This is a genomic window from Pseudomonas wadenswilerensis (genome assembly GCF_024749185.1).
In the GTDB taxonomy this organism is placed as follows: domain Bacteria; phylum Pseudomonadota; class Gammaproteobacteria; order Pseudomonadales; family Pseudomonadaceae; genus Aquipseudomonas; species Aquipseudomonas wadenswilerensis.
The window spans coordinates 5,108,475-5,133,543 of the sequence record NZ_CP087191.1; the positions used below are offsets into that span (position 1 = coordinate 5,108,475).

Sequence of the window (25,069 nt, forward strand, 5' to 3'; positions counted from 1 at the left end):
CCGCCGCATTCTGCGGCATACTCGGGGCCTCACTCGTCCGGACCCCGCCATGCGCCCACTCGTTCCTCTTGCCCTGACCCTGCTACTGGCCGCTTGCGGTGACGGCGAGCCGTTGTCGCCACCCGATGCGCGCCTGCCCGATGGCGGCCGCTATCGAGGCGAGGTGGTCGATGGTCTGTTGCAAGGTGCCGGGCGCATCGACTACCCCAATGGCAGCTGGTATGAAGGCAACTTCCTCAATGGCCAATGGCACGGCCAGGGTGAATGGCACGGCAGCAATGGCGAGGTCTACCGGGGCCAGTTCCAGCAGGGCCTGTTCCACGGCCTGGGCACCCTGAAGACGCCGGGTAGCAGCTACACCGGCGGCTTCAAGCTTGGCCGCCGTGATGGCGAAGGCACCCTGAAAGAACCCGGCCTGCTCTACCGTGGCCAGTTCAAGGACGACCAGTACAACGGCGCCGGCCACCTTGAACTGGCTGACGGCAGCCAGTACCAGGGCCTGTTCGCCCGGGGCAAGCCCAACGGCGAAGGCATTCGCAGCGATGCCAGCGGCAACCAGTTCAGCGGCCATTTCGTCAACGGCCAGCTCGAAGGCAGCGGCACCTTCAACAGCGCCGAAGGCGATCAGTACATCGGCGCCTTTCACGACAACCGCCTGGAAGGGCGGGGTCGTTATGAAAACGCCGACGGCGACGTGTGGATCGGTCAGTTCAAGGACGGCTCGCTCAGCGGCAAGGGCGAACTGATCGGCAGTGACGGCAGCCACTACAAAGGTAATTTCAGCGACTGGCGCTTTTCCGGTAACGGCCGCCTGCAGTTGCCTGACGGCAGTGTCTATGTCGGCGGCTTCGAGAACGACACCTACCAGGGCAATGGCCGCCTGACCCTGGTCGACGGGCGCAGCGAAAGCGGCCTGTGGCTCAATGGCCAGCGAGTGCGCGACGAGCATGGCAAGCTGCTGCCCGACCCGCTGGAACTGGCACTGCTCAACCAGGGCAGCCTGCTTGACCAAGCGCTGACCAAGGTGCCGGCTTCGACCGCACAAATCGAACTCTACAGCCTGGCTCTGGGTGGCGATGGCAAGCAGAGCGTATTCCTGCGTGAAGCCGACTACGTCAGCAACATGCTCAAGAGCCGCTTCGGCGCGGTCGGCCAGGTCAGCCTGGTCAACCACCGCGACCACCTCGCCGACCGGCCCATGGCCACCCGCGAGAACCTCGCCCGCGCCGTGCGCACTTTGGCAGAGCGCAGCGGCCCGGAAGACCTGGTGTTCATCTATCTGACCAGCCACGGCAGCCATGAGCATGAACTGGTGCTCGACCAACCGCGCCTGCAACTGGCCGACCTGCCCGCCGATGCCCTGGCTGCCACCCTGGCGCCATTAAAAGACCGCGACAAGATCATTGTCATCTCGGCCTGTTATTCAGGGGGCTATATCGCTCCGCTCAAGGACGACAGGACCCTGATCATGACCGCTTCGCGCGCCGACCGGGTGTCGTTCGGCTGCTCGGAAGAGGCGGACTTCACCTACTTCGGCGACGCGCTGTTTGCCCAGGCCTTGAACCAGACCGATGACCTGCAACAGGCCTTTGAACGAGCCAGGGCCGCCGTCTCGGAGCGCGAGGCGATCGAAGGTTTCGATGCCTCCGAACCACAGATCTGGGCGCCCAAAGGCGTACTCGATCACTGGCAGCGCCTGCGCCAGCAACAAGCGCGCAAAGCCCTGCAAAGTGATACGGGCAAGCAACAGGCCGAGCATGCAAAAAATGCCGGTAACCACTAAGCTGACTGTATCAAGGGAGAGACATCATGTACTTGACGCCTCAGCATATCCTGCTTGCCGGAGCCACCGGTCTTACCGGTGAACACTTACTTGATCGGCTGCTCAACGAGCCCACCGTCAGCCGCGTATTGGCCCCAACCCGTCGTCCACTGGCCGAACACCCACACCTGGAAAACCCGGTGGGTGACCCGGCGGTGTTCCTCCCACAACTGGCAGGCCGCGTCGACATCGCCTTCTGCTGCCTGGGCACCACCATCAAGCAGGCCGGATCGGAGCCGGCCTTTCGCGCAGTCGACCTGGACATGGTCGTCGCCTTCGGCAAACGCGCCCGGGAGATGGGCGCGCGGCATTTGCTGGTGGTCAGCGCCCTGGGTGCCGACCGTAGATCGCCGATCTTCTACAACCGGGTCAAAGGCGAAATGGAGGCCGCATTGAAAGCCCAGGACTGGCCGCAACTGACCATTGCCCGGCCTTCGCTGCTGCTGGGCGATCGCGTCGAACCGCGGCTGTCGGAGAGGCTGGCCGGGCCACTGTCCAAGCTGATTCCGGGCAAGTATCGAGGGATCGAGGCATGCCAGCTGGCCCGGGCACTGTGGCGTCTGGCGCTGGAAGAGCAGGACGGGATTCGGATTGTCGAGTCCGATGAGTTGCGCAGGCTGGGCAAGTAGAACCTGGGGCTGCTTTGCAGCCCATCGCTGGCAAGGCCAGCTCCCACAAGGAGCTACATTCTCCCTGTGGGAGCCCGCGTTGCCGGCGATGAGGCCAGCCGCTACAACCCGCCAGTCGCCTGAAACCCAACCCCCAGCGCGGTCAATACCGACAGCGGCAACAGCAAGGTATCGAGCAAGGCACTGCCCGGCAGATCCAGCCCGGGATACTTCGGCGCCTCGGCACCGAAGCGGTCCATGGCGCAACAGCCACCCTGCATGGCATACAGATCCAGGCGCGTACCGGCATACACCAGCGGCGCACCCGGCTTGGCCGCGTCCAGGGTGCGCACGCTGGCGCAACCGCTAGCCACCAAGCACAGCGTCATCACGCCAAGCAGTCGCTTCATTCATCCGCGCCGAAATGATGCTCGCCCCAACGTGGCAGCATGTCCTGGGGAATGTTCAGCAGGTTGAGAATCCGCGCGACAACGAAGTCGATCAGGTCATCGATGGTCTGCGGCTGATGATAAAAGCCCGGCGCCGCCGGCAGGATCACCGCGCCCATGTTCGACAGCTTGAGCATGTTCTCCAGGTGGATGGTCGAGAATGGCGCTTCACGCGGCACCAGGATCAGCTGCCGACGCTCCTTCAAGGTGACATCCGCAGCCCGCTCGATGAGGTTGTTGCAGGCGCCGGTGGCGATCGCCGACAAGGTACCGGTAGAGCACGGCACCACCACCATCGCCGCCGGCGCGCCGGAGCCCGAGGCCACTGGCGACATCCAGTCTTCCTTGCCATACACGCGAATCTGCCCGGCCGCAGCGCCGGTGTATTCGGTGAGGAAGGCTTGCATGGCTTGCGGTTTGGCCGGCAGCAACACATCAGTCTCGGTGGCCATCACCAGTTGCGCGGCCTTGGAGATCAGAAAATGCACCTCGCGGTCTTCGCGCACCAGGCAATCGAGCAGGCGCAGCCCATACTGCGCCCCCGAAGCCCCGGTCATGGCCAGGGTGATGCGTTCCGGCCCGCTCATTTCAGGGCCTCGGCCAACTTGCCGTGCAGGCCGCCGAAGCCGCCGTTGCTCATGATCACCACCTGGGTGCCGGGCTTGGCCTGGCTCTTGACCCGTTCGATGATGGCTTCAAGGCTGTCGGCGACCACAGCGGGTACCTTGCATTCGGCAGCGGTGGCGGCCAGGTCCCAGCCCAGGTTCGGCGGTGCGTACCAGATCACCTGGTCGGCATCGTTGACGCTTTCCGGCAGGCCATCGCGGTGGGCACCGAGTTTCATCGAATTGGAACGCGGCTCGATCACGGCAATCAGCGGCGCATCGCCGATGCGCTTGCGCAGGCCGTCCAGAGTGGTGGCGATGGCGGTCGGGTGGTGGGCGAAATCATCATAGATGGTCACGCCTTGCACTTCAGCGACCTTTTCCATACGGCGTTTGACGCTCTTGAAAGCGCTCAACGCGGCAATGCCCATAGCTGGCACTACACCAACATGACGCGCGGCCGCCAGGGTGGCCAGGGCGTTGGCGACGTTGTGCTGACCGGTCAGCTCCCACTCGACCACGCCCTGGGTTTCGCCCTCGAAGCTGACCTCGAAACGCGAACCATCGGCGCTGAGCAGCTTGACCTGCCACTGCCCGCCCTCACCGGTGGTCTGCACCGGCGTCCAGCAACCCATCTTGATCACCCGCTCCAGAGCAGGCTCGGTGGTCGGATGAATCACCAGCCCTTCGCTCGGAATGGTCCGCACCAAGTGGTGGAACTGCCGCTCGATCGCTGCCAGGTCAGGGAAGATATCCGCATGATCGAACTCAAGGTTGTTGAGGATCGCGGTGCGTGGGCGGTAATGAACGAACTTCGAACGTTTGTCGAAGAAGGCGCTGTCGTACTCATCGGCCTCGACCACGAAGAACGGCGTGCCGCCCAAACGTGCCGATACCGAGAAATTCTGCGGCACGCCGCCGATCAAAAAGCCCGGGCTCATGCCGGCGTGCTCCAGCACCCAGGCGAGCATGCTGCTGGTGGTGGTCTTGCCATGGGTACCGGCAACCGCCAGCACCCAGCGGCCTTGCAGCACATGGTCGGCCAGCCACTGAGGCCCCGACACATACGGCAGGCCCTTGTTCAACACGTATTCCACTGCCGGGTTGCCCCGCGACAGGGCGTTGCCGATCACCACCAGGTCCGGTGCCGGGTCCAGCTGGGCGGCGTCATAGCCCTGGGTCAGTTCGATGCCCTGGGCTTGAAGCTGAGTGCTCATCGGTGGGTAGACGTTGGCATCGGAGCCGGTGACCCGATGGCCCAGCTCCTTGGCCAGGACGGCCAGCGAACCCATGAAAGTGCCGCAAATACCGAGAATATGAATGTGCATGATCGACCTCGCAAAACGTCGAGGCAGGGTAGCCTAGGGCGCGACAAATCGCATCCTGTGTTTCGCTCAGGCGTCCCGGGCGATGCCGTGTTTGCGAAGTTTTCGATACAAGGTATTGCGGCTGACCCCCAACTGCGCCGCGACATGGGTCATGTGCCAGCGTTGTTGCTCCAGCACCGTCAGCAAGGCATTGCGTTCGGCGCTGTCCAGCGGCGGAGCGGGGTTATCCACAGGCGGATTGCTTTTGATAAGGACCGGTGCCTGGCGCACCACGGCTGGCAGGTCGGCAAACTCGATGCGCCCGTCTTCGCACAGGGCCACCAAGGTGCGCAGGACGTTACGCAACTGGCGCACGTTGCCCGGCCAGTTGAAGTCGAGCAACGCCCGGCGCGCCGAAGGCTCAAGGGCAACCGTTTGCTCGCCGGCCTCTTCAGCCAGGATGAAATCGAGCAGCTGGGATTTGTCGCTACGCTCGCGCAAGGCCGGCAGGTCGATTTCCAGGCCGTTGAGGCGGTAGTAAAGGTCTTCCCGGAAACTGCCATCCTCGACCCGCTCCAGCAGGTTGCGGTGGCTGGCGCTGATGATGCGCACGTTGACCGCTTGTGGCTCGCCACCGATGGGCACCACCATGCGGTCTTCCAGTACCCGTAGCAAACGGGTCTGCAGAGCCAGTGGCATGTCGCCGATCTCGTCCAGCAGCAGCGTGCCGCCATCGGCCTGCTGCAACTTGCCGCGCATGCCTTCCTTGCGCGCGCCGGTAAAGCTGCCGCCGCGATAACCGAACAGTTCGCTCTCGATCAGGCTTTCAGGGATCGACGCACAGTTGAGAGCGACAAACGCCTTGCTGCTGCGTTGACTGGCCTGGTGCACGGCTTTGGCGAAAGCCTCCTTGCCGCAGCCGGTCTCGCCGCTGAGCAGCAACGGCACATCGCGCTCGAACACGCGTACGGCGCGGCGAAAGTCGTTCTGCAGGGCCGGATCGACCAGGCAGATGCCACCGGGCTGCGCGGTTTTGGCCGGAGCAACAAAGGGCGCCGCCGCAGGCACCACCGAACGCACCTGCCCGCGCACACTGGCGAACAACACGCGGCCATCCCGGGTGCGCAGCGGCCAGCTGGTGTTGGCCTGGGCGGTGGCGCGGCTGAACAGCTCGTCCTGGGCGCAATCGAAGAACATATCCACAGGCTTGCCGAGCACACCACCGCGGATGGTGCCCAACAGGTTCAAGGCGCTCTGGTTGACCGCACAGATTCGCCCGTCGCCATCAAAAGCCAGCAGCCCTTCACTGAACATCCCGACCGATTCGGCCTGCAGATGAAAGCGCAGGAGGAACTGGTTGTCGAAATAACGCAGGAAGTAACTGCTCTCGATCATCTTCGCCGAGAGGTTGACCAGCGCCATGGTGTGAAACTGGCTCTGGCGCGATACATCAGCCCGCGCCGACGACACATCGAGCACCGCCAGCAATTCACCGTGCGGGTCGAACACCGGGCTGGCCGAGCAGGTCAGCCCGGTATGGCGGCCACGAAAGTGCTCATCCTGATGAATGGTCACCGCCTGACGTTCGACCAGGCAGGTACCGATGCCATTGGTGCCTTCGCGCGCCTCGCTCCAGTCGGCACCGAGCCACAGCCCGGCGCGTTCGAAAATGCGTCGCTCGCTGGGCGCGGTGACGCAGTTGAGGATCACCCCACGGGCGTCGGTGAGCAGCACGGCATGGCCGGCGCCGGAAAGTTGCTGGTGCAGGCTGTTCATCTCGTTGCCGGCGATTTGCAGCACCTGTTGCAAGCGCTCGCGGCTTTCCAGCACGCGGCCGTGTTCGAGCACGGTCGGCGCCATGCTCTGGGCCGGGTCCAGGTGATAGTCCTCGAGGCAACGCAGCCAGGAACGGGCGATCGACGGGTCGCTACCGGGGCCCTGGGCCAGGGCCTTGCCCTGGGTCACGGTGAGTACTTGCCGGGCGTGCCGGCTGAGGTGATTGCTCTGCACTTTTTATTGTTCTCCGCAGACGAGATAGGCCCAGCATCCTCCACCCGTCGGCGCAATGCAATGCTGGCTTGACCGTAGGGTCACGCTTTGTGTCAGTAACGGTACAAAGTGTCACCCAGGCTGTACCGCAGCCGCTACAGCCCCTCGCCTGCGCCCCCGCAAAAACCTACCAAGCCCTTGATTTAACTGGGCCCGGCCACACTGGCCCAACCCTTGCTCTATGCTTTACATCCTCCCCAACAAGCACAATAGCCAGGAGACACACCATGCGTTATGCACATCCCGGTACCGAAGGCGCCAAGGTTTCCTTCAAGAGCCGTTACGGGAACTACATCGGTGGCGAGTTCGTCGCTCCAGTCAAAGGCCAGTACTTCGAAAACACCTCGCCGGTGAACGGCCAACTGATTGCTGAATTCCCCCGCTCCTCTGCCGAAGACATCGAAAAAGCCCTGGATGCCGCCCATGCCGCCGCAGATGCCTGGGGCGCAACGTCGGTGCAGGCACGCTCGCTGATCCTGCTGAAAATCGCCGACCGTATCGAACAGAACCTCGAACTGCTGGCCATCACCGAAACCTGGGACAACGGCAAGGCTGTGCGCGAAACCCTCAACGCCGACATCCCGCTGGCTGCCGACCATTTCCGCTACTTCGCCGGCTGCCTGCGCGCCCAGGAAGGCAGCGCCGCCGAGATCGACGGCAACACCGTGGCCTACCATATCCATGAACCGCTGGGCGTGGTCGGGCAGATCATCCCGTGGAACTTCCCGATCCTGATGGCCGCGTGGAAACTCGCCCCGGCCCTGGCTGCCGGCAACTGCGTGGTACTCAAGCCCGCCGAGCAAACCCCGCTGGGCATCACGGTGCTGCTGGAAGTGATCGGCGACCTGCTGCCACCCGGCGTGCTCAACGTGGTGCAAGGCTACGGCCGTGAAGCCGGTGAAGCCTTGGCCACCAGCAAGCGCATCGCCAAGATCGCCTTCACCGGCTCCACCCCGGTCGGCTCGCACATCATGAAATGCGCCGCCGAGAACATCATCCCGTCCACCGTCGAGCTGGGCGGCAAGTCGCCGAACATCTTCTTCGAAGACATCATGCAGGCCGAACAGAGCTTCATCGAAAAAGCGGCTGAAGGCCTGGTGCTGGCGTTCTTCAACCAGGGCGAAGTGTGCACCTGCCCATCCCGCGCGCTGGTGCAGGAATCGATCTACCCGGCGTTCATGCAAGAGGTGATGAAGAAGATCAAGCAGATCAAGCGCGGCGACCCGCTGGACACCGACACCATGGTCGGCGCCCAGGCCTCCGAGCAACAGTTCGACAAGATCCTCTCGTACCTGGAAATCGCCGAGAAGGAAGGCGCCGAGCTGCTCACCGGCGGCAAAGTGGAAAAACTCGAAGGCAGCCTGTCGACCGGTTACTACATCCAGCCGACCCTGCTCAAGGGCACCAACAAGATGCGCGTGTTCCAGGAAGAAATCTTCGGGCCAGTGGTGAGCATCACCACCTTCAAGGACGAAGCCGAAGCCCTGGCGATTGCCAACGACACCGAGTTCGGCCTCGGCGCCGGTGTCTGGACCCGCGACATCAACCGCGCCTACCGCATGGGCCGCGGCATCAAGGCCGGCCGCGTATGGACCAACTGCTACCACCTGTACCCGGCCCACGCCGCGTTCGGTGGCTACAAGAAGTCCGGCGTCGGCCGTGAGACCCACAAAATGATGCTCGACCACTACCAGCAAACCAAGAACCTGCTGGTCAGCTACGACATCAACCCGCTGGGCTTCTTCTAAACGGGCAACAGGGCGGTCCCGACCCGGGGCCGCTCTGGCTCGCTTCCTGCAAGACCATCACCAGACAAACCGGCACCCGCCGGTATTGATAAAAAGAACAGGTGAACCCTATGCCAAGCGATCATACCGGCAGCGTGCCGGCAGGCTCTTCTGTCGACTTCGAAAAGGTCGGCTCCGATTACTTCCAACAACGTGAACTGAAAAAGGGCGCCGCCGGCTGGGTTTTGCTGGTGGGCCTGGGCGTCGCCTACGTGATTTCCGGCGACTACGCCGGCTGGAACTTCGGCCTGGCCCAGGGTGGCTGGGGTGGCATGTTCCTCGCCACCTTGCTGATGGCGACCATGTACCTGTGCATGTGTTTCTCGCTGGCTGAACTGTCGTCGATGATCCCCACCGCCGGTGGCGGCTACGGCTTTGCCCGCAGCGCATTCGGGCCCTGGGGCGGGTTTCTTACCGGTACGGCGATCCTCATCGAATACGCGATTGCCCCGGCGGCCATTGCCGTGTTCATCGGCGCCTATTGCCAGTCACTGTTCGGCATCGGCGGCTGGATGATCTACCTGGCCTTCTACATCATCTTCATCGGTATCCACATCTTCGGTGTCGGTGAAGCGCTCAAGCTGATGTTCATCATCACCGCCGTGGCTGCCATTGCCCTGGGCGTGTTCCTGGTGGCGATGGTCCCGCACTTCGACGTCAACAACCTGTTCGATATCGCCCAGACCGACGCTGTCGGCGCCAGCAGCTTCCTGCCGTTCGGCTATGTCGGGGTGTGGGCGGCGATCCCTTACGCCATTTGGTTCTTCCTCGCCGTCGAAGGCGTGCCGCTGGCCGCCGAAGAAACCAAGAACCCCAAACGCGACCTGCCCCGCGGCCTGATCGGCGCCATGCTGGTATTGCTGGCCTTCGCCCTGCTGATCCTTGTGGTCGGCCCTGGCGGCGCCGGCGCCGAAGCGCTGAAAGCCTCCGGCAACCCGCTGGTTGAAGCGCTGTCGAAAGCCTACGGCGGATCGACCTGGATGGGCGGCTTCGTCAACCTGGTGGGCCTGGCCGGCCTGATCGCCAGCTTCTTCTCGATCATCTACGCCTATTCGCGGCAGATCTTTGCCTTGTCGCGTGCCGGCTACCTGCCGCGCAAGTTGTCGGAAACCAACAAGAGCAAGGCCCCGGTGCTGGCCCTGGTAATCCCCGGGATCATCGGCTTCGCCCTGTCGCTGACCGGCCAGGGTGACCTGCTGATCCTGGTCGCGGTGTTCGGCGCTACGCTGTCTTATGTACTGATGATGGCTGCGCACATCACCTTGCGCATCCGCCGGCCGAAAATGGAGCGTCCTTATCGTACCCCTGGCGGTGTCTTCACTTCGGGCGTGGCCCTGGTGCTGGCCTGCATCGCCGTGGTGGCGGGTTTCCTGGTCGACCCACGGGTAGTGATTGGCGCCGCAGTGATTTATGCGGTATTGATTGCCTACTTTGCTTTCTACAGCCGGCACCACCTGGTCGCCGGGACCCCGGAAGAAGAATTCGCCGCGATCCAGAAGGCCGAAGAGGCCCTGCACTGATCAACGCCACCTACGCCGCAGGCCAGCCCTGCGGCGTTCTGGAGATTCTGTATGGCAAGTTTTGTACACACGGCAGGCAACCAGACCTACCGTTTCGACAGCCTGAAAGAAGTCATGGCCAAAGCCAGCCCGGCGCGCTCGGGGGACTTTCTCGCCGGTGTCGCCGCCAGCAACGATGGCGAACGGGTGGCGGCGCAGATGGCCCTGGCCGATATCCCGCTCAAGCACTTTCTGACTGAAGCACTGATCCCTTACGAAGACGATGAAGTCACCCGGCTGATCATCGACACCCATGATGCCAATGCCTTCGCCGCCGTCAGCCACCTGACCGTCGGCGGTCTGCGCGACTGGCTGCTCAGCGAGGCCGCCGACGAAGACAGCCTGCGCGCCCTCGCCCCGGGCCTGACCCCGGAAATGGCCGCGGCGGTCTCAAAGATCATGCGTGTGCAGGACCTGGTGCTGGTGGCGCAGAAGATCCGCGTGGTCACCCGCTTTCGCGGCACCATGGGCCTGCGCGGGCGCCTGTCGACCCGCCTGCAGCCCAACCACCCCACCGACGAGCCGGCCGGCATTGCCGCGAGCATCCTCGACGGCCTGCTCTACGGCAACGGCGATGCCATGATCGGCATCAACCCGGCCACCGACAGCATCGCCTCGATCTGCGCGCTGCTGGAAATGCTCGACGCCATCATCCAGCGCTATGACATCCCGACCCAGGCCTGCGTGCTCACCCACGTCACCACCTCGATTGAGGCGATCAACCGTGGCGTACCGCTGGACCTGGTGTTCCAGTCGATCGCCGGCACTGAAGCGGCCAACGCCAGCTTCGGCATCAACCTCAATGTGCTCAAGGAGGGCTACGACGCCGGCCTGAGCCTCAACCGCGGCACCCTCGGGCAGAACCTGATGTACTTCGAGACCGGCCAGGGCAGCGCCCTGTCGGCCAATGCCCACCATGGCGTCGACCAGCAGACCTGCGAAACCCGCGCCTACGCCGTGGCCCGGCACTTCAAGCCGTTCCTGGTCAATACCGTGGTCGGCTTCATCGGCCCCGAGTACCTGTACAACGGCAAACAGATCATCCGCGCCGGCCTTGAGGATCACTTCTGCGGCAAGCTGCTCGGCGTGCCCATGGGTTGCGACATCTGCTACACCAACCATGCCGAAGCCGACCAGGACGACATGGACATGCTCCTGACCCTGCTGGGTGTTGCCGGAATCAACTTCATCATGGGCATCCCCGGCTCCGACGACATCATGCTCAACTACCAGACCACCTCGTTCCACGATGCGCTCTACGCCCGGCAAACCCTGGGCCTGAAACCTGCGCCGGAGTTCGAGGGTTGGCTGGCGCGCATGGGCATCTTCACCCAGGCCGACGGCCGGGTGCGTTTCGGTGACAACCTGCCACCGGCCTTCCGCCAGGCCCTGGCGCAACTGGGATAAGCGAGTCGACTATGGCCAACACCCCACAACACGACAACAGCGCCAATCCCTGGCTGGAGCTGCGCCGCCTGACCCCGGCGCGCATCGCCCTGGGCCGCACCGGCACCAGCCTGCCCACCGGCGCCCAGCTCGACTTTCAGTTCGCTCACGCCCAGGCCCGCGACGCCGTGCACCTGGCCTTCGACCATGCCGGCCTGCGCGAGCAGTTGAGCGAGCGCGGGCGTGACAGCCTGTTGCTGCACAGCGCCGCCGCCGATCGCCACAGCTACCTGCAACGCCCCGATCTGGGGCGCCGGCTGCACGAAGATTCAGCACAACGGCTGCGCGAGCATGCCCAGGCCAACCCCGGTGGCGTTGACCTGGCCATCGTCGTCGCCGACGGCCTCTCGGCCCTGGCCGTGCACCGCCACACCCTGCCGTTTCTCGCCCGCCTGGAGGAACAGAGCGCCGCCGACGGCTGGTCAACATCACCGGTGGTATTGGTGGAGCAAGGCCGGGTGGCGGTAGCCGATGAGGTGGGTGAACTGCTCGGGGCGAAAATGACCGTGATCCTGATCGGCGAACGCCCGGGCCTGAGCTCACCGGACAGCCTCGGGCTGTACTTCACCTACAACCCCAAGGTCGGCCTCACCGACGCCTACCGCAACTGCATCTCCAACGTGCGCCTGGAAGGCCTGAGCTACGGCATGGCTGCCCATCGCCTGTTATACCTGATGCGCGAGGCCTGTCGGCGGCAGCTGTCGGGGGTCAATCTGAAGGATGAAGCCCAGGTGCAAACACTTGAGTCAGATTCGGATACGCCGAAAAGCGGAAATTTCCTGCTGAGTAAACCTTGAGATCCTAGATTGCGTTTTCTAATTGCTTTCAGGCAGCATCTACCAAGGCTGTCGGCGACTTGCCGTAAACTCCCATGGACTCTGAGGCCTGCTTATGCGAATCATCCAAGCAACCCTGGAACACCTGGACATACTGGTTCCGCTGTTCGTCAGATACCGCGAGTTCTACGGCCAGTTGCCCTACCCGGACTCCTCGCGCTCGTTCCTCGAGAAACGCCTGGAGCGTGGCGAGTCGATCATCTACCTGGCCCTGCCGGACGATGACGAGAGCAAGCTGATGGGTTTCTGCCAGCTCTATCCGAGCTTCTCGTCGCTGTCGCTCAAGCGCGTGTGGATCCTCAACGATATCTATGTCGCCGAAGACTCCCGGCGCATGCTGGTGGCCGACCACCTGATGCGCGCAGCCAAGAAGCTGGCCAAGGAAACCAACGCCGTGCGCCTGCGGGTGTCCACCAGCAGCGACAACGAAGTGGCGATGAAAACCTACGAATCCATCGGTTTTCACGAAGACACCGAGTTCAAGAGCTACATCCTGCCTATCAACTCGGACTGATCCGAGCGCAACGGCAGGCACCACGCCTGCCGTTCACATCCATTCGACATCCGCCGCTACAAACTGCGCAGGCACAATCTGTTCGTAGCCGTATAATGCGCCTCTTCATTGTGTGTGAAACTTTACCCATCTTCCGGGTAGCGACCGTCCGCATTCGCACTGCCAGCCATCGCAAGCCCGTCGCTCGGGTCAAGAACACAGGTGCTGTACATGGATTTCAACCCGCTGGACCTTATTCTGCATCTCGACGCCTACCTGGACCTGTTGGTCAACAACTATGGCCCGTGGATCTACGCGATCCTGTTCCTGGTGATCTTTTGCGAGACCGGTCTGGTGGTCATGCCGTTCCTGCCGGGTGATTCCCTGCTGTTCATCGCCGGCGCCGTGGCTGCGGGCGGCGGCATGGACCCGGTGCTGCTCGGCGGCCTGCTGATGGCTGCGGCCATTCTCGGCGACAGCACCAACTACGTGATTGGCCGAACGGCGGGCGAACGCTTGTTCCGCAACCCCAACTCGAAGATCTTCCGCCGCGACTACCTGCAGCAGACCCACGATTTCTACGAGCGTCATGGTGGCAAGACCGTGACCCTGGCGCGCTTCCTGCCGATCCTGCGCACTTTCGCACCGTTCGTCGCCGGCATCGCGAAAATGCACTACCCGCGCTTTCTCGGCTTCAGCGTCGCCGGCACCGTACTGTGGGTCGGCGGCCTGGTCACCCTCGGCTACTTCTTCGGCAACGTGCCGTTCATCAAGCAGAACCTGTCGCTGATGATCGTCGCCATCATCCTGCTGTCGCTGGTGCCGATGATCATCGGTGTAGTGCGCAGCCGCATGGGCCGCAATGAAGCCAAGGTTCACTAAGCCCGGTTTATGTGGTCGCTGAGCGCCTGGCGCCGTCGTCGCACCCTGGCCCGACATCCGCTCGACCCGCAGCGCTGGCAGCGGGTGCGCCAGCGCCTGCCGATGCTCGATGGCCTCAGCGACGAGGAAGACCAGTGGCTGCGTGAAGCCTGCGTGTTGTTCCTGCACGACAAGCACCTCACCGCCCTGCCCGGGGTCGAGCTGGACGGCGAGCAGCGGCTGTTTCTCGCCGCCCAGGCGCAACTGCCGCTGCTGCACCTGGGCGAGCTGAACTGGTACCAGGGTTTTCACGAAATCATCCTCTACCCCGACGACTTCGTGAGCCCGCAGCGCCATCGCGACGCCAGCGGTATCGAGCACGAGTGGGACGGCGAGCACAGCGGCGAAGCCTGGCAACAGGGGCCGGTGATCCTCGCCTGGCCGGGGGTGCTGGCCAGCGGCGGCTGGGAAGGCTACAACCTGGTGATCCACGAACTGGCGCACAAGCTCGACATGCTCAATGGCGACGCCAACGGCCTGCCGCCGCTGCACAGCGACCTGCGCGTCAGCGACTGGGCCCAAGCCATGCAGGAAGCCTTCGACGACCTCAACCGGCAGCTCGACCGCAACCCCGATGCCGAGACCGCCATCGACCCCTATGCCGCGGAAAACCCGGCAGAATTCTTCGCCGTCACCAGCGAATACTTCTTCAGCGCCCCGGACCTGCTCAACGACGCCTACCCCGCGGTGTACCAGCAATTGCGCGGCTTCTACCGCCAGGACCCGCTCGCCCGCCTGCAGCAGCTGCAGCACCATCACCCGCATTACCAGGACGCGCAGGACTGAGCCTGCCGGACATCCGGCCGGGCGTGGCAAGCGCGCTGGAATGTGCCTATAATCGCGACCAATTTTTGGCCAAACATGGGGGCACTGCCCAATGAGCTACAGCAAGATTCCGGCTGGCAAAGACCTGCCGAACGACATCTACGTCGCCATCGAGATTCCAGCCAACCACGCGCCGATCAAATACGAGATCGACAAGGACAGCGACTGCCTGTTCGTTGACCGTTTCATGGCCACCCCGATGTTCTACCCGGCCAACTACGGCTACATCCCCAACACCCTGGCCGACGACGGTGATCCACTCGACGTGCTGGTTGTTACCCCGTACCCGGTTGCTCCAGGCTCGGTAATCCGCGCCCGTCCGGTCGGCATCCTGAACATGACCGACGACGGCGGCGGCGACGCCAAAGTCATCGCCGTACCGCACGACAAACTGTCGCAACTGTACGTCGACGTCAAAGAATACACCGACCTGCCTGCCCTGCTGATCCAGCAGATCGAGCACTTCTTCGCGAACTACAAAGATCTCGAGAAAGGCAAGTGGGTCAAGATCGAAGGCTGGGATGGCGCTGACGCCGCTCGCGCCGCGATCACCAAGTCGGTTGCAGCTTACAAAGGCTAAGCAACCCTCAACAAAAAGCCCCGCAAATGCGGGGCTTTTTGTTTCAGGGCAAGAACACCCCATCAAGCCCGCTCCCACAGCAAAGGCAGCTACCTTCTCAAGCCCTATTCATTCCCAAACCCACATCATCAACAATCGCCTTGGCGAACCCGCTCAGATAAAAAGCGGCCCACATCATGTCGCCGTCTTCATCCATAACCCCGGCCCGGGTCAGCTTGTGCACACATCCCAGCAGGGTTGAAGCCTGCTCCAGCGCGTAATCACACGGCACGCCTGGCGTAATCCGAAACAGCCCCATGGGCAATTGCTGGCTGCTGATAAAGCTTGTGACACCTACCGTCTCGTCGCACGAATCCTCGTTCATGCCACTACTCCCTCTTCCACGGCCTGCAGCTTGCGCAACGCATGCTCGACCAGCGCCCTGGCCATCTCGGCCGAATGCAGCACATTCATCAGCATGCCCTGACCAGGTTCATTGACGTGGGTTCGGCAGAATTCGTCGGTGGTTTCGTGAATACCGCGCAGCAGTTCGCTGGCGTAGGCCAGGGAATCAGGAGGGATCAGGTCGCTGTGAATGGAGAAATAAGGGGTGGTGAAGCTATTGCGGGAAATATCGGAATACGGTGGATCGGGGACGATCTTCTTCATGGCTTAACTCCCAGTCAATTCAGGAGCCTCCACCTCAATCCTTCTCACAAGATTAGGGTGGCAGCTGTACGCGGGGTGAGAAACCGAGGACATAGGAAACTCGGCCAGACCGAAGTCTGCCCGCGCACAGCCGCCATAACATGGCTGCTCTAATGTCATCGGGTTTCTCACGCCCGGTAGCCCACAAGCGACCCGAGGAAGTTAGACCCGATGCATTTTTCGAACAACAGTGAAAAGGCAGCAGCGTGCGTAGGATAGTTCCGAACGCCATTTAAGTGGATTTTTTGCCGCGAAACCTCCTACACCAGCCTAAGCAAACACCTGTAAGCCAGACAATTTCCCGCCCTCAAAATGAACCTCGCGTTTATAGCCCGGGCTATGCAAGCCCACTAGACTCGGGCCTCATGAATACATCCGGTGATCGTCTCAAAGCGCTCCTGAGCGAGTGCAACCTGTCCCCTTCCGACTTTGCCGCACAGCGCAAGGTCACGCCGCAGCATGTCAACAACTGGTTCAAACGCGGCGTGCCCCTGGCGCGCCTGGATGAAATCGCCGAACTGCTGTGCGTGCGCAGCCGCTGGCTGCGCAACGGCGAAGGCCCCAAGCACCCCAACCCCTTGCCGCGCCTCAACAGCCAGGCCGCCCGCCCGGGCGTCGAAGGCCCCGATGCCAGCCTGCTGGCGGCGCACAACTACAACGACATCCAGCTGCCGTTCTACGGTATCCAGGCCCGCCAGCTGAAACCGCTTGATGACCGCTACCTGCGCTTGCCGATCCGCGCCCTCGACGCCCTGGGAGTCGACCCTGGCGACGCCCTGTGCCTGAGCATGCCCGGGCACAACATGAGCCCGCTGCTGCCACGCGGCACCACCCTGGCCGTCGACCGCAGCCTCACCCGCGTGGTCGAAGGCGAAATCTACGCCCTGCTGCACAACGGCCGCCTGCGCATCAACAGCCTCAGCCGCCGCGCCAACGGCGCCTTGCGCCTGCACAGTCAGGACAGCGACGAATACCCGACCGAAACCTACAGCCCGGCGCAACTCAAGACCCAGCGCCTGGAAGTACTCGGCTGGGTTTTCTGGTGGGGCCACCTGCGCGACAGCCACCCGGCTTGAGCGTCGGGGGTGATTTTTTGCTGGGCATCGCCGGCCAATCCCAGTATGCTACGCCGCACATTTAGCCCGGCGGCCCAGCCCGCCCGCGGCCCTGGCGCGGCACCCCACAGCTTGCCCGCCACCTCCCGGCCCCAGCGCCGGAGCAACGATTTTAAGGCGGTTGCGGCTTACCAAAAATTAGCCAAGCCCGTCCCCGGAAGCCGGCCACAAGCCGGCTTTTTAATGCCTGCGATTCCACGCCCCCGCCCCTGCTGAATATGCCCGGAAGACATTCATCTCCAAGGCTACCGGTACGCTTTCATTTTTCAGGAACATCCCCGGCACTACATTAAATTCGACGGCTAAATCGCAAAAATCATTTAAAACCTCATTAATACAGGCGCGAACTCCTCTTAATCTTTAATCAACAACTTACGGAGGCGCCACCATGCTGATTTTCTTCAAATCATTGATCATCGGACTCTGCATCGCCGCGCCCGTCGGACCGATCGGCCTGCTGTGCATTCAACGCAGTCTTTCCCAGGGTTGGCGCGCAGGCTTTGCCACTGGCCTGGGCGCGGCGACCGCCGACTCGATCTACGGCTTTATCGGGGCGCTCGGCATTACTGCGCTCATTGCCACGCTGGTCAGCTGGAAACCCTGGTTGTGTATCTTCGGCGGCGCGTTCCTTGCGTATGTGGGGTATCAGATAATCAGATCGAAAGACAAAGCCGAGTCCCTGACGGGAGAGCGAAGCAACATGCTCACGGCCTATACCACCACCTTGTTCCTGACGCTGTCGAACCCGATGACGATCCTGTCCTTCATCGCCATATTTGCCGCCATGAGTGACGGTATCGGCGGCGAGCAAGGCAGTACCCTGTCAGTGGCACTGATGGTCGCCGGAATCTTTCTCGGTTCTGCGGCATGGTGGCTGGGGTTGAGCGGCTTCTCCTCCGCCTTCAAAGCCAGGATGTCCGGCGCAAAGCTGCGACTGATCAACTACTGCTCAGGCACCGCGATCAGCCTGCTCGGCGCGTATCAGATCGTCAGTGGCGTGATGCTCAGCAGCGCTGCGTGAACCGCTACCGAGCTGTGTATCGACGTAGGCGCCAAAGCGTTCGATGGCAACGCGGATCTGCTCGAGCGACACATTGCTGAAGGACAAGCGGACTTCCCGGGTGCCGTGTCCCAACAAAGAGAACAACGCGACCGGAAAAACGATGACCCTGAAGGCAATGGCACACTCTTTCATCTGCGCCTGGGTAAATTCAAAGGGCAGTTTCAGATTGATGAAAAAGCCGCCTGCCGGGCGATTCCACGACACCCCGGGCTGATCGGCGAATGCCTGTGCAAGGCACTCAAGCATGTAATCGCGCTTGCGTGCATAGACCGCCACACGGGCGGCGTTCAACTGCACCAGAGAAAACTGGTTATCCAGCAGCAAACCGCCGACGACCGCCTGGCACAGTACCGGTGTATGCACGCTCACCAGGCTTTTGCTTTTACGCAATCTGGCCGCCCACTCGGGTGCATGAACGCCTTGCGGTGCAACCACATAGCCCATGCGCAAGCCGGGGAAGATCGATTTGGCAAACGAGCCAAGATAAAAGACCCGCTCGCTGTCGAGTGCCTTCATCGCAGGCAGCCGATCGCCTTCGTACCTGAAGTAACGGTAGGCATTGTCTTCCAGCACATAGAAATCGCACGCCCGGGCGATGTCCAGCATGGCCTGCCGGGCATCGAAGGACAGGCTGTCGGCAGACGGATTACTGAAGTCAGGAATGGCATAAATCGCCCGCACCTTACGCCCCTGACACTGCACGGTGCTGATGAAATGGCGCAACGCGCGCGGGTCGAGAAAAGTGGCCATGGGTACGGCAACAACCTCGATCTTCAACAGTTTGGCAATCCCGGTTATGCCGGAAAACACCGGGTCAGGCACCAATAGCACCCCACCCTTGTCGAACAGTGCCAGCAGCGCCAGTGTCACTGCTTCCTGAAAACCCTGACACACCACCAGGCAGTCCGGATCAACCGGACACAAGCCTTCGTCGACCCGCAGGTGCTCGGCCAGTAACTCGTTGATGATCCCTGCCGTTGCCGAGTACTGGCACAGCAATGTCGCCACCGATGCAGGCTGATCGAGATACCGCGTGTAACTGGCCAGGCCACGCTCGATCAACGCCGGATCGCATTGCTCATCGTCCGGACGGCCAGAGGCCAGTGAAATTGCCTGCGGATGCTCGCCCGTCAATGAGTTCAACAAATGAATGACATTCAACACTGGCTCATCAAAAACAGAAGATTCACTGATAGTCGACACCTTGTCGCTCCTGTAAAAAAACAACGGGCCACCTGAGCCCGTTGTTCAATTGCCGACACTTTTGCGCGCTATTGGCGTGTCGCTTGCTCAGCCGTCTGAAACGCTTGCAGCAGGTCATCCTGAAGGTCTTCCAGCGCTTCCAGACCAAAGCACAAGCGCACCAACCCCTGGCCAATGCCCATCAGCGCTTTTTCTTCGTCAGTCATTGACGCATGGCTGCCGCTAAAGGGTTGGGCAACCATCGACGTGACACACGCCATGCCTGTACCGGTTCCGAACCATCTGAGCGAGCGTGTGAAGGTTTTATAGACCGGCACCAGGTCACGGCGAATATCGACAAACACGATCCCGCCATAGCCTGTCAGCTGCTTGCCATCGATGTGCGGGTAGTAAACCCGCTCGATATAGGGGAGGTCCTTCAGATAGTTGAGCATTTGCACGGTGGTCTTGCCGTGCCGCTCCATGCGCAACTCAAAGGTCTGCATGCTTCTGCGCAACAACCAGGCGCTATGGGGCGTCAGGATTGAACCCGAATAAAAGCGCCCTTCCAGCAAGCGCTGGTAAAGTGCCTGGTCATTGACCATTACCAGCCCACCCATGACATCGCTGTGCCCTGAGAAGTACTTGGTGGCGCTGTACAGCGAAATATCCGCGCCCCAGGCCAGCGGCTTTTGAAACAACGGCGTCGCCCAAGTGTTGTCGACCACGATCAACGCCTGGGGATTGATGCTCTTGACCGCCGTCGAAACGGCCTGGATGTCGATATCCTTCAAGAACGGATTGGTCGGTGTTTCAAATATCACCATGTCGACCTTCGCCGGCAAGGCTGCCAACCCCTGCGCACAGCTCAGGTCGAGGATGCTCAATTGCACACCCAGGCGTGCTGCGTAACGCTGGAAAAGTTTGTACGAACAACCGTAGATAAGCCTGTTGATCACCAGCGAATCGCCCGGTTTGAGCAGTTCGAGCACCATGTAGAGTGCACTCATGCCCGTGGCGTAGGCCAGGGCATGTTCGCTCCCTTCAAGGGCCGCAACGACTTGTTCAAGCTCGCTGACGTTGGGATTCGCCTTTCTCGAATAGAAAAATGCCGAGTCGGCGCTGAAAGCACTGCATTGATAAAGGGGCGTGACCGCGGGTTGAGCGCCATGGTCATCCACCCGGATGTGCAACATCTCGGTCGAAATGTTCATGCCTTGCTCACCAGTTTGATGACTTGCTCATACATGTTCTGTTTGCCTTCATAGCCGACGGCTGGCGTGATGTCGTTTTGCGCTATGCCGATTTCCTCGATCGATTCAGTGGGAAAATGGGCACGGTCAAACACTTCATGCAGGTTGGAATTCACCCCCGCTGGCAGCCAGACTTCAGGGCCCAACTCGTCCACTCGAGCCTTCGCGATGATGAACCGATAGCTTTCAAACGGCCGCAGCGTCAGGGTTTTCCACTCGCTGCTGTGGCCATCGGCATAGTTTCGACGCAGGTACACGCTTTGCTCCCGGTCAAGGGTGTTGAGAACCTGGGCGTGCAATGAAACGATGTCGCCGTGCCATCCAAACTTCCTTTTCTCGTACGCAGTCAACGCCTCCTCGCGCAACTCGACCGGCTGGCCAGCGGGCAACTCGGGCAACAACCTGAAGTGGGCATCATGACCGCATTGAGTACAGCAACCCTGGCTATCCAGGCCGATATTCCTGGCGTTCAGCCCGTAGCGGGTGACCAGCAAGGCGCTGCAGTTGTTGCAACTGGTATTGGTACCGTCGACATCATTCACGTTGCCCAGATAGACATGCTCGACCCCCATCGACCGGGCAACGTCCCTGGCCTTGAGTAACCGGTCAACCGGTGTGCGGATGCTGTTGCTCATCTTGTAGTCGGGGTGGAAGCGCACAAAGTGCAACGGCACCTCTGGGCCCAGCTCATCCAGGACCCACTGGCTGATCGTGCGTGCGGTGTCTTCGTCATCACTGATATCGGTCACCATCAACGTGCTGACTTCGACATACTTGCCCGCGTCATAGACTTTCTTGATACCCGCCAGCACCGGCTCGACCCAGCCGGTGGTGACCTTGCGGTAATACTCGGGAGAAATGGACTTCAGCGAGATCGAGAAAATATCGATGACCGGCAACAGTTCATCGATCGCTTCCTCGCTGATGAAAAAGGCCGATTTGTACAGGTTGATCAAGCCAGCTTCTTTGGCCAGCTTGGCCGTGTCCAGAATAAACTCATGCCAGACCACTGGATCATTGTAGGTCCACGACAGTACGCGAATACCGTGCTGCAACGCGGTTTCCACGACCTGTTCGGGGGTGTAGTAATAAACGTCCTTATCGGTAACGTATTTGGCCTGCGAGGTTTTCCAGTTATGGCAGTAGCCACAATTGAGCATACAGCCGATATTACCCAGCGAGAGAATCCGCTCACCGGGTGCGAAGTGGAAAACAGCCTCGGTTTCGATGGTCTCCTCGGTACTATGAACACCCTTGCCATAGTTCAATGTAACTAAACGTCCGCCGCGATTGCCACGCACCTTGCAAAAGCCGAGCTTGCCTTCCTGAATGACACAATTACGCGGAGAAAGATGACACTTTACTGCGCCGTCCGGCAACAGCTCTTCCAACTTGGCCGGGGTGCTTTGCAGGGTCCAGGTTTTATTATTGAGATCGTTCACTGTTTATTCCTCATCCATCAGCACAGTAGTTACATCATCGGTTAAGTACGCAGCCGCTCGCGCGCCAGTCACTGACTGCCGAGGAGGGTTGTTGTTATGGTTTTAAATCAGGAGGCGCTGGCCAGGCCGTGATTGGTCAGCGAAAAATGCCGGGCATTGATGGTCATGAATGGTTGAATCAACGGACCGATCACCAGCAGGAACAGAAGCGTCCCGACACCAAACGGACCGCCCAGCAACCAGCCGGTTGAAAAGATACCGATTTCAATGAACATCTTGGCCTGGGTGAATGACCAGCGCCATTTGGCGACCATGGTCAATACCACCAGGTCCATGATGCGAATACCAACGCCGCTCATGATGATCAGCGCCGAGGCATAGGCACAAAGCAGTAAACCCAGGGCCAACATGGCATAGGCATTAAGGTGGGGGACCACATGGCCCTCCAGGTCGAGCACCGTCCACAGATCGATCAACAACCCCGTCAGGGTGGTAGTGATGAACGGGCTGATCGGCGGATATTTCTTGTTCCAGAGCATCCACCAGGTCAGGAAGATCAGCGACACAATCGCCGAGCAGACGCCCATGCCGACCATCAGGATTTGATTGAAGGCAATAATAAGCACATCCAGCGGGTCGGTTCCGAGGTGACTCATAATGAACAACTTGGCACCCAGCGAGAACAGGCCGACACCGACCAGATACATGCACACCTGATCAACTTTCAAGTGGCGAAAGCCAAATAATTGCCCGGTGAGGTACTGGCGAAACGAAGGGTAGTTATTGTTATTGCAGCCGCGCGTCTTATTCCCCATACGAACTCCATTTCCAAGGAAAGACCTGGCCCGTGATCCGCGGACCGGGAAATAATTCTTATTATGTCAACGCCGTTCCCAAGCGACTCTTCGAGCGACGAAATTAGACTAGCATCGCACTATTTTTTGATGCATTATTTTTTAATGAAAAAGACACCTTTTTCATTAATTTCTTTGCTTTTGCCAGAGGAAATCTACATGGACCGTATAGACATAAAAATCCTCGCCGCGGTGCAGACCTCGGGCCGAATTTCCATCACCGAGTTGTCTCGGCACGCTGGTCTTTCTATCCCCGCGACCACTGACCGCTTACGCAAACTCGAAGATGCCGGGGTGATCAAGGGCTACAGCGCCCAGGTCGACCCCGTCAAACTCGGATACGGCATCTCGGCCGTGGTTGGCATGACCACCTTCAAGCCAGCCAAAACCAAGTTGATTGCCCTCCTTCAGGAAATACCCGAGGTCGTCGAGTGCCTGCACGTAACGGGTAACGATTCTTACCTGATCAGGCTCTACGCCAAATCCATGGCTGATATCGAAAACACCATCGCCAGGATCAATCCCTTTGGGGAGACACGCACCAGCATCGTACTGTCAGAACCCATCGAGCGACGAAAACTGGCGCCGTGAAGCGCGACATCGATCTTCAGCTACTTTCTACGCAGTCAACCTGTCCTGAATGAATGGAGGCCTCATGAAACTGATCGGCATGCTCGATTCCCCCTACGTACGCCGCGTCGCGGTATCGCTGGAGCTGTACGGCATCACTTTCGAGCACCAGGCGTTGTCAGTGTTTCGCAATTTTAACGAGTTCGCCGCGATCAACCCGGTGGTCAAGGCACCCAGCCTGGTCCTCGACGATGGCACGGTGTTGATGGATTCGACGCTGATTCTGGATTACTTCGAAGCTCTGGCCGTGCCCGCTAAAAAGCTATTGCCGCAAGACGCTCTGGCCCGCGCCAGCGATTTGCAGGTGATCGGCCTGGCGCTGGCAGCCAGTGAGAAGTCGGTGCAGATCTATTACGAACACAACCTGCGCCCGCAGGAGAAACTGCATACGCCCTGGCTCGAGCGGGTGACCGGGCAGTTGCTGGCGGCGTACGCACAGCTCGACGGGCTACTTGCCGAACAGCCGACGAAATGCCCCAGCCTGCCCTTGAGCCAGGCGGAGATCACCACGGCCGTGGCCTGGTCATTCACTCAATACGTGTGCGCCGAGGTAGTTGCGGCCAGTGAGTTTGCGCATGTGCAGCGTCTGGCTGACAAGATTGAAGGCCATCCGGCGATGCTCAAGTATCCGATCGAATAGCACCTGCCGCCAAACCCTCGCGCAACATCTGCACGAAGGCATCCCTTGCCGGATGCCTGCCCGCCTGGGCATGCCAGTAGAAGGCGTTGCTGATGGCCTTGAGTTCGGCGAACTCATGGCCAGTCCAGCCGGCGCCTTTGCGGTATTGCTCGAAAATGCCCCTGGGCACCAGCGACACCCCGGCGCCAGCACTCACGCAACTGACGATGGCGCCATAGCTGGCGATGCCGACAATCGGCAGCTTTTGCCCCTGTTCGAGTAGCCAGCGCTCCAGCGCCGCCCGATAAGGGCAGCCTTCCGGCCACATGAAAATGGCCTTGCCCAGCAGGTCTTCAGCGCTGCGGATCGGTCCGAAGGATTCAGGGGCGATCAGTACCAGGTCCTCCTGATACATGGGCGTGCGCTTGAGCAACGGGCGCTCGACCTCCACCGCGACAATGGCCCCATCGAGGCGATGGTTGAGCACGTCATCGAGCAGTTGCGACCAGGTACCCGTGCTCAGTTCCAGCGAAACCTCGGGGAAGCGCGCATGGTATTCCGCCAGCAATCGCGGTAATCGGCCACTGGCCGAAGACTCGATGGCGCCGATGCGCAAGCGCCCGCTGGGTAAGGCTTGCGGGCTCAAAGCAGCCTTGGACTCTTCAGCCAGGGCGAGCAGCTGGGTGGCGTATTCGAGAAAGGTTTCCCCCGCCGGGCTGATCTTCAAGCCACGCCCATGACGCAAGAACAGCGGCACGCCCAGCTCCTCTTCCAGCGCCTTGATCCGCGCGGTGATGTTCGACGGCACATAGTGCAATACCTCGGCCGCACGGGCGATGCTGCCGGTGTCGTAAACCGTCTTGAACATGCGAATCTGCATCAGCTCCATACATCACCCAAAGTGAACGATCCGTTCAGTATAAGTCGATTGTGGTGA

The 25,069-nt window shown here is 61.0% G+C and carries 25 protein-coding genes; 14 read left to right on the top strand and 11 right to left on the bottom strand.

Annotation, left to right across the window (positions count from 1 at the left end; translation table 11 throughout):
• Positions 1 to 49 precede the first annotated feature (49 nt).
• Positions 50 to 1,783 (top strand): C13 family peptidase, encoded by a 1,734-nt coding sequence (locus LOY45_RS23440; RefSeq protein WP_115085147.1) that lies wholly within the window; start codon positions 50 to 52, stop codon positions 1,781 to 1,783.
• 26 nt (positions 1,784 to 1,809) lie between these two features.
• On the top strand, positions 1,810 to 2,451 hold the full coding sequence (locus LOY45_RS23445; RefSeq protein WP_115085146.1) for an oxidoreductase: 642 nt from the start codon (positions 1,810 to 1,812) through the stop codon (positions 2,449 to 2,451).
• Positions 2,452 to 2,552: 101 nt separating this feature from the next.
• Here LOY45_RS23445 and LOY45_RS23450 read toward each other — a convergent pair whose 3' ends face one another.
• From LOY45_RS23450 to LOY45_RS23465, 4 genes are all read right to left on the bottom strand, one after another.
• The gene (locus LOY45_RS23450; protein ID WP_115085145.1) at positions 2,553 to 2,840 is read right to left on the bottom strand and encodes a YceK/YidQ family lipoprotein; all 288 of its coding nucleotides are present in this window, start codon (positions 2,838 to 2,840) and stop codon (positions 2,553 to 2,555) included.
• The gene (ubiX, locus tag LOY45_RS23455) at positions 2,837 to 3,466 is read right to left on the bottom strand and encodes a flavin prenyltransferase UbiX (RefSeq protein ID WP_115085144.1); all 630 of its coding nucleotides are present in this window, start codon (positions 3,464 to 3,466) and stop codon (positions 2,837 to 2,839) included. The genes LOY45_RS23450 and ubiX overlap by 4 nt, the downstream gene beginning before the upstream one ends.
• A complete protein-coding gene (gene mpl / locus LOY45_RS23460; protein WP_010222881.1) occupies positions 3,463 to 4,812 on the bottom strand; it encodes a UDP-N-acetylmuramate:L-alanyl-gamma-D-glutamyl-meso-diaminopimelate ligase in 1,350 nt (449 codons plus the stop codon). The genes ubiX and mpl overlap by 4 nt, the downstream gene beginning before the upstream one ends.
• Before the next feature lie 66 nt (positions 4,813 to 4,878).
• On the bottom strand, positions 4,879 to 6,801 hold the full coding sequence (locus LOY45_RS23465; RefSeq protein ID WP_134061316.1) for a sigma-54-dependent Fis family transcriptional regulator: 1,923 nt from the start codon (positions 6,799 to 6,801) through the stop codon (positions 4,879 to 4,881).
• A gap of 266 nt (positions 6,802 to 7,067) precedes the next feature.
• Between LOY45_RS23465 and exaC the strand changes: the two genes are divergently transcribed.
• From exaC to ppa, 8 genes are all read left to right on the top strand, one after another.
• Entirely contained in the window at positions 7,068 to 8,588 is a 1,521-nt protein-coding gene (gene exaC / locus LOY45_RS23470) for an acetaldehyde dehydrogenase ExaC (RefSeq protein WP_115085141.1), read from the top strand.
• A 110-nt stretch (positions 8,589 to 8,698) separates the two neighbouring features.
• Positions 8,699 to 10,147: an ethanolamine permease gene (gene eat, locus LOY45_RS23475; RefSeq protein WP_115085140.1), complete on the top strand. Its 1,449-nt coding sequence runs from the start codon at positions 8,699 to 8,701 to the stop codon at positions 10,145 to 10,147.
• 51 nt (positions 10,148 to 10,198) lie between these two features.
• On the top strand, positions 10,199 to 11,593 hold the full coding sequence (locus LOY45_RS23480) for an ethanolamine ammonia-lyase subunit EutB (protein WP_115085139.1): 1,395 nt from the start codon (positions 10,199 to 10,201) through the stop codon (positions 11,591 to 11,593).
• 11 nt (positions 11,594 to 11,604) lie between these two features.
• On the top strand, positions 11,605 to 12,429 hold the full coding sequence (gene eutC / locus LOY45_RS23485) for an ethanolamine ammonia-lyase subunit EutC (RefSeq protein ID WP_115085138.1): 825 nt from the start codon (positions 11,605 to 11,607) through the stop codon (positions 12,427 to 12,429).
• A gap of 94 nt (positions 12,430 to 12,523) precedes the next feature.
• The gene (locus tag LOY45_RS23490; RefSeq protein WP_115085137.1) at positions 12,524 to 12,982 is read left to right on the top strand and encodes a GNAT family N-acetyltransferase; all 459 of its coding nucleotides are present in this window, start codon (positions 12,524 to 12,526) and stop codon (positions 12,980 to 12,982) included.
• 210 nt (positions 12,983 to 13,192) lie between these two features.
• Positions 13,193 to 13,843 (top strand): DedA family protein, encoded by a 651-nt coding sequence (locus tag LOY45_RS23495; protein ID WP_115085136.1) that lies wholly within the window; start codon positions 13,193 to 13,195, stop codon positions 13,841 to 13,843.
• Between the two features lie 9 nt (positions 13,844 to 13,852).
• Positions 13,853 to 14,668 carry a M90 family metallopeptidase gene (locus tag LOY45_RS23500; protein ID WP_115085135.1) on the top strand — a complete coding sequence of 272 codons (816 nt, stop codon included), beginning with the start codon at positions 13,853 to 13,855 and terminating at the stop codon, positions 14,666 to 14,668.
• 91 nt (positions 14,669 to 14,759) lie between these two features.
• Complete coding sequence (ppa, locus tag LOY45_RS23505; protein ID WP_007933577.1) at positions 14,760 to 15,287, top strand: inorganic diphosphatase; 528 nt, start codon at positions 14,760 to 14,762, stop codon at positions 15,285 to 15,287.
• Positions 15,288 to 15,384: 97 nt separating this feature from the next.
• Here the strand turns inward: ppa and LOY45_RS23510 are convergent, their stop codons facing one another.
• The gene (locus tag LOY45_RS23510; protein WP_134061313.1) at positions 15,385 to 15,651 is read right to left on the bottom strand and encodes a DUF3077 domain-containing protein; all 267 of its coding nucleotides are present in this window, start codon (positions 15,649 to 15,651) and stop codon (positions 15,385 to 15,387) included.
• A complete protein-coding gene (locus tag LOY45_RS23515; RefSeq protein WP_115085133.1) occupies positions 15,648 to 15,935 on the bottom strand; it encodes a hypothetical protein in 288 nt (95 codons plus the stop codon). The genes LOY45_RS23510 and LOY45_RS23515 overlap by 4 nt, the downstream gene beginning before the upstream one ends.
• A gap of 404 nt (positions 15,936 to 16,339) precedes the next feature.
• On the opposite strand from LOY45_RS23515, the gene LOY45_RS23520 reads away from it, so the two are divergent.
• Both LOY45_RS23520 and LOY45_RS23525 read left to right on the top strand, forming a co-directional pair.
• Positions 16,340 to 17,050 carry a LexA family transcriptional regulator gene (locus tag LOY45_RS23520; protein WP_258578437.1) on the top strand — a complete coding sequence of 237 codons (711 nt, stop codon included), beginning with the start codon at positions 16,340 to 16,342 and terminating at the stop codon, positions 17,048 to 17,050.
• 427 nt (positions 17,051 to 17,477) lie between these two features.
• Positions 17,478 to 18,110 carry a LysE family translocator gene (locus LOY45_RS23525; RefSeq protein ID WP_115085131.1) on the top strand — a complete coding sequence of 211 codons (633 nt, stop codon included), beginning with the start codon at positions 17,478 to 17,480 and terminating at the stop codon, positions 18,108 to 18,110.
• Here LOY45_RS23525 and LOY45_RS23530 read toward each other — a convergent pair.
• The 4 genes from LOY45_RS23530 to LOY45_RS23545 all read right to left on the bottom strand — a co-directional run bounded on the left by LOY45_RS23530 (position 18,039) and on the right by LOY45_RS23545 (position 22,844).
• Complete coding sequence (locus LOY45_RS23530) at positions 18,039 to 19,355, bottom strand: aminotransferase-like domain-containing protein (protein ID WP_258578438.1); 1,317 nt, start codon at positions 19,353 to 19,355, stop codon at positions 18,039 to 18,041. The genes LOY45_RS23525 and LOY45_RS23530 overlap by 72 nt on opposite strands.
• Positions 19,356 to 19,423: 68 nt before the next feature.
• Positions 19,424 to 20,548: a trans-sulfuration enzyme family protein gene (locus LOY45_RS23535; protein WP_115085129.1), complete on the bottom strand. Its 1,125-nt coding sequence runs from the start codon at positions 20,546 to 20,548 to the stop codon at positions 19,424 to 19,426.
• Positions 20,545 to 22,029 (bottom strand): AmmeMemoRadiSam system radical SAM enzyme, encoded by a 1,485-nt coding sequence (amrS, locus tag LOY45_RS23540; RefSeq protein WP_115085128.1) that lies wholly within the window; start codon positions 22,027 to 22,029, stop codon positions 20,545 to 20,547. The genes LOY45_RS23535 and amrS overlap by 4 nt, the downstream gene beginning before the upstream one ends.
• Before the next feature lie 107 nt (positions 22,030 to 22,136).
• A complete protein-coding gene (locus LOY45_RS23545) occupies positions 22,137 to 22,844 on the bottom strand; it encodes a YczE/YyaS/YitT family protein (RefSeq protein WP_115085127.1) in 708 nt (235 codons plus the stop codon).
• Positions 22,845 to 23,042: 198 nt separating this feature from the next.
• On the opposite strand from LOY45_RS23545, the gene LOY45_RS23550 reads away from it, so the two are divergent.
• Together LOY45_RS23550 and LOY45_RS23555 are read left to right on the top strand one after the other, a co-directional pair.
• The gene (locus LOY45_RS23550) at positions 23,043 to 23,474 is read left to right on the top strand and encodes an Lrp/AsnC family transcriptional regulator (RefSeq protein WP_115085126.1); all 432 of its coding nucleotides are present in this window, start codon (positions 23,043 to 23,045) and stop codon (positions 23,472 to 23,474) included.
• 64 nt (positions 23,475 to 23,538) lie between these two features.
• Positions 23,539 to 24,153 carry a glutathione S-transferase family protein gene (locus LOY45_RS23555; RefSeq protein WP_258578439.1) on the top strand — a complete coding sequence of 205 codons (615 nt, stop codon included), beginning with the start codon at positions 23,539 to 23,541 and terminating at the stop codon, positions 24,151 to 24,153.
• Here the strand turns inward: LOY45_RS23555 and LOY45_RS23560 are convergent.
• Positions 24,134 to 25,021, bottom strand: a complete 888-nt coding sequence (locus tag LOY45_RS23560) for a LysR family transcriptional regulator (RefSeq protein WP_258578440.1) — start codon at positions 25,019 to 25,021, stop codon at positions 24,134 to 24,136. The genes LOY45_RS23555 and LOY45_RS23560 overlap by 20 nt on opposite strands.
• Positions 25,022 to 25,069: the final 48 nt, after the last annotated feature.